This window comes from Devosia sp. XGJD_8, from assembly GCF_046614475.1.
Classification (GTDB): Bacteria; Pseudomonadota; Alphaproteobacteria; order Rhizobiales; family Devosiaceae; genus Devosia.
In genome coordinates this window covers 306,035-312,851 of record NZ_JBKJHF010000003.1, presented here as the reverse complement: position 1 = coordinate 312,851, position 6,817 = coordinate 306,035, and the positions used below count along the sequence as shown (strand labels likewise).

The window sequence follows — 6,817 nt, the reverse complement described above, 5'->3', positions numbered from 1 at the left end:
GCTCGAGCTCTACAACAATCCCAAGAACCTGTTCGTGGCCGGCTTTATCGGCTCCCCCAAGATGAATTTCCTGACCGCCGCCGAAGATGGCGCCGGGCTCAAGGTGGCGGGCAATATGCTGCAGCTGCCGCGCGCGGTGGCCGGGGCAACCACGCTGGGCGTGCGTCCCGAGCACATCACGCTGCTTGAAGGCCATGGCATCAAGCTCGCCGATGTGCGGGTGGACCTCGTCGAAAACCTGGGCGGGCAGACCGTGGTCTATGCCACGACGGCCGACAACCAGCCGATCAATATCGTGCTGGAAGGCCAGCGCGCGGTGGAGCTTGGCTCGACCGTTGCCGCCTATATCGACCCGGCACGCATCCATCTGTTCAACGCCGAAGGCACCGCCATCTAGCGTCCGACGCGGATCTTGTGCGCGAGGCCGTCTGAAACGCCTCCTGTCATTCGTCATAGTGGATGACAGGACAGGAGGAATGGATATGCCCACAGTCACATCCAGAGACGGCACGCGCATTGGTTATGATCGCCGCGGGAAAGGCCCGGCGATCATCATGGTGGCAGGCGCCACCCAATATCGCGCCGTCGACAAGACTACGCCCGGCATGGCCGAAGATCTGGCGGATCGCTTTACCATCATCAACTACGATCGGCGCGGACGTGGCGAATCTGGCGATACTGCGCCCTATGCGGTGGTGCGCGAGATCGAGGATATCGCAGCACTGATCGAGCTGGCTGGCGGCCAGGCGGGGCTCTATGGCATGTCCTCGGGCGCGGTGCTGGCGCTGGAGGCCGGCGCGGCCCTGCCCGACAGGGTAGCAGGCGTGCTGCTCTACGAACCCCCGATCGACACGGAGCAGCGCTCGACCGAGGCATGGCGGCAACATGCCGAGATGGCCCATTTGGCCGCGCGGGGCGATGGCGAGGGGATGATGCTGAAATTTCTCTCGGAAGTCGGCATGCCGCCCGAGGACCTGGAGGCATTTCGGCAAAGCCCCGCCTGGAGCGCATTCGCGAGTGTCGGCCTGACGCTCGAGCACGACTACCGCATTCTGGCCGAGGCAACGGATGGCGACCATCCCCCCAGACGTTGGCAGGACATCGCGATGCCGGTGCTGGTGGTCAATGGCGATGCGAGCTACCCCTTCATCGATGGTGGCGCCGCCTGGATTGCGGCGGCGGTACCGGGGGCCAAACGCAAGGTCTTGCCGGGCCAGAGCCACGAATTCGACCCCAAGGTGCTGGGGCCGGTACTGGCGTCCTTCTTCTCTCAGCTGGACATGCCGGCGGCGCGCTGAGGCCTGGCTCTAGCCGCAGGCGGGAGCTTGTGGCTAAAACCATGTGGCAGCCATTGTGAGGAGACACCATGAGCACCGACAAACCGGCGAAACGCGCGCCCAAGGCCTCGACCTTTTCAGCGGCCGAACTGGAGGCCATGCAGGAGGCCAAGGCCGAGCGCAAGAAGGGCAAGAAGGCTGACGGCGAGGCTGACCTCCTGGCCAAGATCGCCGAGATGGATGCCAGCGACCGGGCCATAGCCGAGCGGCTGCATGGCCTGGTCAAGGAGAACGCGCCGGAGCTTTCGCCCAAGACCTGGTATGGCATGCCGGCCTGGGCCAATGCGGACGGCAAGGTGGTGTGCTTCTTCACCGCCGCAGGCAAGTTCAAGACCCGCTATGCCAGCTTCGGCTTTCAGGAAGATGCCAGGCTGGATGATGGCAGCATGTGGCCGACAGCCTTCGCCCTCACTAGGCTGACCGAGGCCGATGAAAAGCGAATTGCCGCCCTGCTGAAAAAAGCGGTCGCCTAGCGTCGAAAACCGGTCTGCTGACGCGTCGTGTCAGCGTAGCGGCACAGTCTGACTGCTCGAGCGCATGCAACAGGAGGACTATTTCGTGACCAGGCCTGACTATGGTTCGATCATCATTCGCGGCGCCCGCGAGAACAACCTCAAGAATGTCTCGCTCGACATCCCCAAGCGGCAGATCACGGTGTTCACCGGGGTGTCAGGCTCGGGCAAGTCGTCGCTGGTGTTCGGCACCATTGCGGCGGAAAGCCAGCGGCTGATCAACGAGACCTATCCGGCCTTCGTGCAGCAATTCATGCCGCGCTATGGCCAGCCCGATGCCGACCAGCTGGAGAATATCTCGGCGGCCATCATCGTCGACCAGCAGCGGCTGGGCGGCAATTCGCGCTCGACCGTGGCGACGGTAACCGATGCGGCACAGATGCTGCGCGTGCTGTACAGCCGGCTGGCCGAGCCGCGGCTGGGTCCGCCGTCGCTCTATTCCTACAATGATCCGCGCGGCATGTGTCCCGATTGCGAAGGCATCGGGCAGGTGGCGGCGATGGACATGGATGCGGTGGTCGACGAAACCAAATCGCTCAACCAGGGCGCCCTGCTGCCCAAGGACTATGCGGTCGATAGCTGGTACTGGGAGATCTACAAGAATTCGGGCCTGTTCGACATGGACAAGCCGATCAGCAAATTCACCGCCGAAGAGCGGGAGAACCTGTTCAACCTCGACGATGGCCGCAAGATCAAGGTGGGCAAGATCGGCCTCACCTATGAGGGCGTGGTCGTCAAGCTCAAGAAGGGGCTGGGCGCCAAGGACCCGGAGAGCCTGCAGCCGCACGTGCGGCTCGAATATGAGAAGATTTTCACCCGCAAGACCTGCCCCGCCTGCAATGGGGCCCGGCTCAACCAGCAGGCGCTGGGCAGCAAGGTCGCTGGCCGCAACATTGCCGAGCTGTCGGCGATGCAGGTGAGCGACCTGGCCACGCTGGTGCGCAGCATCGAGGCGCCGCAGGTGGGGCCGATGCTGGAGGCGCTGGCCCTGCGGCTGGAGAACCTCGTGACCATCGGGCTGGGCTATCTGAGCCTTGACCGGGAAAGTTCGACCCTCTCGGGCGGCGAAAGCCAGCGGGTCAAGATGGTGCGCCATCTCGGCTCGTCGCTGACCGACATCACCTATGTCTTCGACGAGCCCTCGGTGGGGTTGCACCCCCACGATGTGGGCCGGCTGGCCGGGCTGATGCAGCAGCTGCGCGACAAGGGCAATACGGTGCTGATCGTCGAGCACAAGCCCGACATGATCGCCATTGCCGACCATGTGGTGGATATGGGGCCCCAGGCCGGGAGCAAGGGCGGCGAGGTGGTCTATGAGGGCGATTTCGCGGGCCTCCTGACCAGCGGCACGCTGACCGGCAACCACATCAGGAAGCACCAGCCGATCAAGGACAAGGTGCGCGAGCCGACGGGCGCGCTGCAGATTGCCCATGCGACATTAAACAACCTCAAGGACGTGTCGGTTTCCATTCCCAGGGGGGTGCTGACGGCCGTGACGGGTGTCGCTGGCTCCGGCAAATCGAGCCTGATCCAGGGCTGCCTGCCCAAGGCCTATCCCGACACGATCATCATCGACCAGAACCTGGCGCGTGGCTCGCGGCGCTCCAACACCGCCACCTATACCGGCATCCTCGACGCGGTCCGCAAGGCCTTTGCCAAGGCGAATGCCGTGGACGCGGCCCTGTTCTCGGCCAATTCCAAGGGGGCGTGCCCGGACTGCAACGGGCTGGGCGTGATCTATACCGATCTAGCCCATCTCGACCCCATGGTGACCACCTGCGAGACCTGCGAAGGCAGGCGCTTTCTGCCCGAAGTGCTGGAACATCACCTGCGCGGCAAGTCGATCGCCGATGTCTATGCGATGAGCATTGCCGAGGCCGTCACGTTCTTCACCGAGCCTGCCATTGCCCGGATCCTCAAGGGGCTCGACGATGTCGGCCTGGGCTATCTGACGCTGGGCCAGCCGCTCTCGACGCTGTCGGGCGGGGAACGCCAGCGGCTCAAGCTGGCCGCGGAGCTGGGGAAGGAGGGCAATATCTATGTGCTGGACGAGCCTACGACCGGGCTGCACATGCATGACGTGGATACGCTGATCGGCCTCTTCGACCGGCTGGTCGATGCGGGATCGTCGGTCATCGTCATCGAGCACAACCTCGATGTGATCTCTCGCTCAGACTGGGTCATCGATCTGGGCCCGGGAGCCGGGCAGGATGGCGGCACGATCCAGTTCGAGGGCGTGCCGGCCGACCTGGCCCGGGCCAAAGCCTCCCTGACCGGTCAGCATCTGGCGGCGCGCTAGCTAGGCTTTCTGCGCCGGCTCGGCGAGGTCGTCCTCGACGTCGGTTTCCGGCCGGTCGCCGCCGTCGGCCTGCTCTTCATGCCAGGCGCCCTTGCTGTCCTGGTACTGGATGGCTTCGTCGCGCCCGCCGAGTTGCTGGCGCTGGGCGGCGGCGGTGGCAGCGTCGAGCGCGGCCTGATGCGTCGGGAAGGTCTCGGAGAAGACGTCGCCGACCTTGTAGGCATAGCCGCCGTCGTGCTCGACGATGTCGTAAGTCACATGTGCCATGATGTTGCACTCCTTGAGCCAACAGAACCCGCCGGGGCGCTGGAGGTTGCCCCGCTTGCTCCCTTCGCATCGCGCCCCTACATGGATGGGGTCATATTTTGGGGGCCAGCGTGCCGGATCAGGATCAGGGCGCGCGGGTGGCGCTCAAGCTCAATATCGTGGTGATCGGCGCCGGTCAGGCCGGGCTCAGCTCGGCCTATCACCTCAAGCAGCTCGGCCTTGAGCCTGGCCGCGATTTCCTGGTGCTCGACCGGGCGCCCCAGCCGGGCGGCGCCTGGCAGTATCGCTGGCCGTCGCTGACGCTTTCCACCGTCAACCGCATGCATGACCTGCCGGGCATGAGCTTTGCCGACAGTGCAGGTGGCGACGACAGCGTGCGCGCCTCGGTGGCGGTGCCACACTATTTCGCGGCCTATGAGGAGCGCTTCGCGCTCAATGTGCTGCGTCCGGCAACCGTCGGCGTCGTGTGCGATCGCGGCGGGCGGCTGCGCGTCGAGACCGACCGCGGGCTCTTTTCAGCGCGCGGTCTGATCAATGCCACCGGTACCTGGGAAAAGCCGTTCATCCCCGATTATCCCGGCCGCGAAAGCTTTGCTGGGCGGCAGCTGCACACGCAGGAATTCCGCCAGGCCGAGGATTTCGCCGGCCTGCACGTGCTGATCGTCGGTGGCGGGATCTCGGCCATCCAGCTGCTCGACCAGATCTCACGGGTGACTCGGACCAGCTGGGTCACCCGCAAGCCGCCGCACTTCCGCGAGGGGCCGTTCGACCAGGAGGCCGGCCGCGCCGCGGTGAAGCTGGTGGAAGATCGCGTTCGCGCCGGCCTGCCGCCCAATTCCGTGGTGTCGGTGACCGGCCTGCCGCTCAGCCCGGCAATTTTGGCCATGCGACAGCGCGGCGTGCTGCAGCGGCAGGACATGTTTTCCGCAATCACCCCAACGGGCGTGCGCTGGGAAGATGGCCGGACGCTGGATGTCGATGTGATCCTGTGGTGCACCGGCTTCCGTTCGGCGCTCGACCATCTGGCGCCGCTGCAACTGCGCGAAGAATCAGGCGGCATTGTCATGACGGGGCGGCTGGCAACGCAGGTGGCGCGTGATCCGCGGGTGCATCTGGTCGGCTATGGACCCTCCGCCTCGACGATCGGGGCCAACCGGGCGGGCGGGGCGGCGGCGCGGGAATTGACGGCGTTTCTGGGTCTGGCGGGGCAGTGACAGCGGCCGGGACGCCCCTTGCATCGCGGCGCGCAGTCACAATATTGCTACAGACAGCGAACGCAAATCGGCCTAGCCTCGTTACTGTAGTCGCGGCGCAAGCCCGCAGCCGCGCTGAGCGTGGAGCCACACCAGTTTGAGCAGGCACTTGTCACCGACCGCAGACAACGCACTCGCATCGCAACTCGAACTCGCTTTTGAAGACAATCGCCTCGCTGCCCAGCTCTATGGCGATTTTGACCAGAACCTGGCGCTGATCGAACAGCGGCTCAAAGTTTCGGCTACCCCCCGCGGCAATCATGTCCTGCTCAAGGGTGCGGCCAGTTCGGTCGACCAGGCGCGGCGCGTGCTCGAATCCCTCTATGGATCACTGGAAGAAGGCCGCTCGGTCGATATTTCCGAGGTCGACGGCGTCATCCGCATGATCGAGACCGAGGACAGCCAGCTCACCTTGCCGACGCTTGAGCGCAAGGGCAAGGTGCGCATGGCCCAGATCGCCACGCGCAAATCCACCATCGTTGCCCGCACCCCGGCGCAGGACGCCTATATGCGCTCGATGGAACGGAGCGAACTGGTATTCGGCGTGGGGCCTGCCGGTACCGGCAAGACCTATCTGGCCGTGGCGCATGCCGCGAGCCTGCTCGAACGGGGTGACATCAATCGCATCATCCTGTCGCGCCCGGCCGTGGAAGCGGGCGAGCGCCTGGGCTTTCTGCCCGGCGACATGAAGGAAAAGGTCGATCCCTATCTACGCCCGCTCTATGACGCGCTCTACGACATGATGAAGCCGGAAAATGTCGAGCGCTGCATCACCTCGGGCATTATCGAAGTGGCGCCGCTGGCCTTCATGCGCGGCCGGACGCTGGCCAATGCCGTGGTCATTCTCGACGAGGCGCAGAACACCACCTCGATGCAGATGAAGATGTTCCTCACTCGCCTGGGCGAGAATTCCAAGATGATCGTCACCGGCGACCCGACCCAGGTCGATCTGCCGCGCGGCGAGAAATCCGGGTTGGTGGAAGCCATCGGCCTGCTCGACGGCGTTGAAGGGGTGCATATTTCCCGCTTCAACGACAAGGATGTGGTGCGCCACGCCCTGGTCGGCCGCATCGTGCGGGCCTATGAAGCCGACACGGCCAAAAAACTCGCCGAGAAGGCGACCGAAGGGGTCGTCCGCTAGGGCGTCTT

The 6,817-nt window shown here is 64.8% G+C and carries 7 protein-coding genes; 6 read left to right on the top strand and 1 reads right to left on the bottom strand.

All coding sequences use genetic code 11. The annotated features are described in order from the left end of the window. The 4 genes from ACLI1C_RS20300 to ACLI1C_RS20285 all read left to right on the top strand — a co-directional run. On the top strand, positions 1–397 hold a 397-nt coding region (locus tag ACLI1C_RS20300; RefSeq protein ID WP_411399390.1), incomplete at its 5' end, for a TOBE domain-containing protein. Between the two features lie 85 nt (positions 398–482). After that, positions 483–1,298 (top strand): alpha/beta fold hydrolase, encoded by an 816-nt coding sequence (locus tag ACLI1C_RS20295; protein WP_411399389.1) that lies wholly within the window; start codon positions 483–485, stop codon positions 1,296–1,298. 68 nt (positions 1,299–1,366) lie between these two features. Next, the gene (locus tag ACLI1C_RS20290) at positions 1,367–1,810 is read left to right on the top strand and encodes an iron chaperone (protein ID WP_411399388.1); all 444 of its coding nucleotides are present in this window, start codon (positions 1,367–1,369) and stop codon (positions 1,808–1,810) included. Positions 1,811–1,895: 85 nt separating this feature from the next. Beyond that, the gene (locus tag ACLI1C_RS20285) at positions 1,896–4,148 is read left to right on the top strand and encodes an ATP-binding cassette domain-containing protein (RefSeq protein ID WP_411399387.1); all 2,253 of its coding nucleotides are present in this window, start codon (positions 1,896–1,898) and stop codon (positions 4,146–4,148) included. On the opposite strand, the gene ACLI1C_RS20280 is transcribed toward ACLI1C_RS20285, so the two are convergent. After that, entirely contained in the window at positions 4,149–4,415 is a 267-nt protein-coding gene (locus ACLI1C_RS20280; RefSeq protein WP_411399386.1) for a DUF2188 domain-containing protein, read from the bottom strand. A 110-nt stretch (positions 4,416–4,525) separates the two neighbouring features. Between ACLI1C_RS20280 and ACLI1C_RS20275 the strand changes: the two genes are divergently transcribed. Together ACLI1C_RS20275 and ACLI1C_RS20270 are read left to right on the top strand one after the other, a co-directional pair. Next, positions 4,526–5,629, top strand: a complete 1,104-nt coding sequence (locus tag ACLI1C_RS20275) for an NAD(P)-binding domain-containing protein (RefSeq protein ID WP_411399385.1) — start codon at positions 4,526–4,528, stop codon at positions 5,627–5,629. Between the two features lie 148 nt (positions 5,630–5,777). Then, positions 5,778–6,809 carry a PhoH family protein gene (locus ACLI1C_RS20270; protein WP_411399384.1) on the top strand — a complete coding sequence of 344 codons (1,032 nt, stop codon included), beginning with the start codon at positions 5,778–5,780 and terminating at the stop codon, positions 6,807–6,809. Positions 6,810–6,817 lie beyond the last annotated feature (8 nt).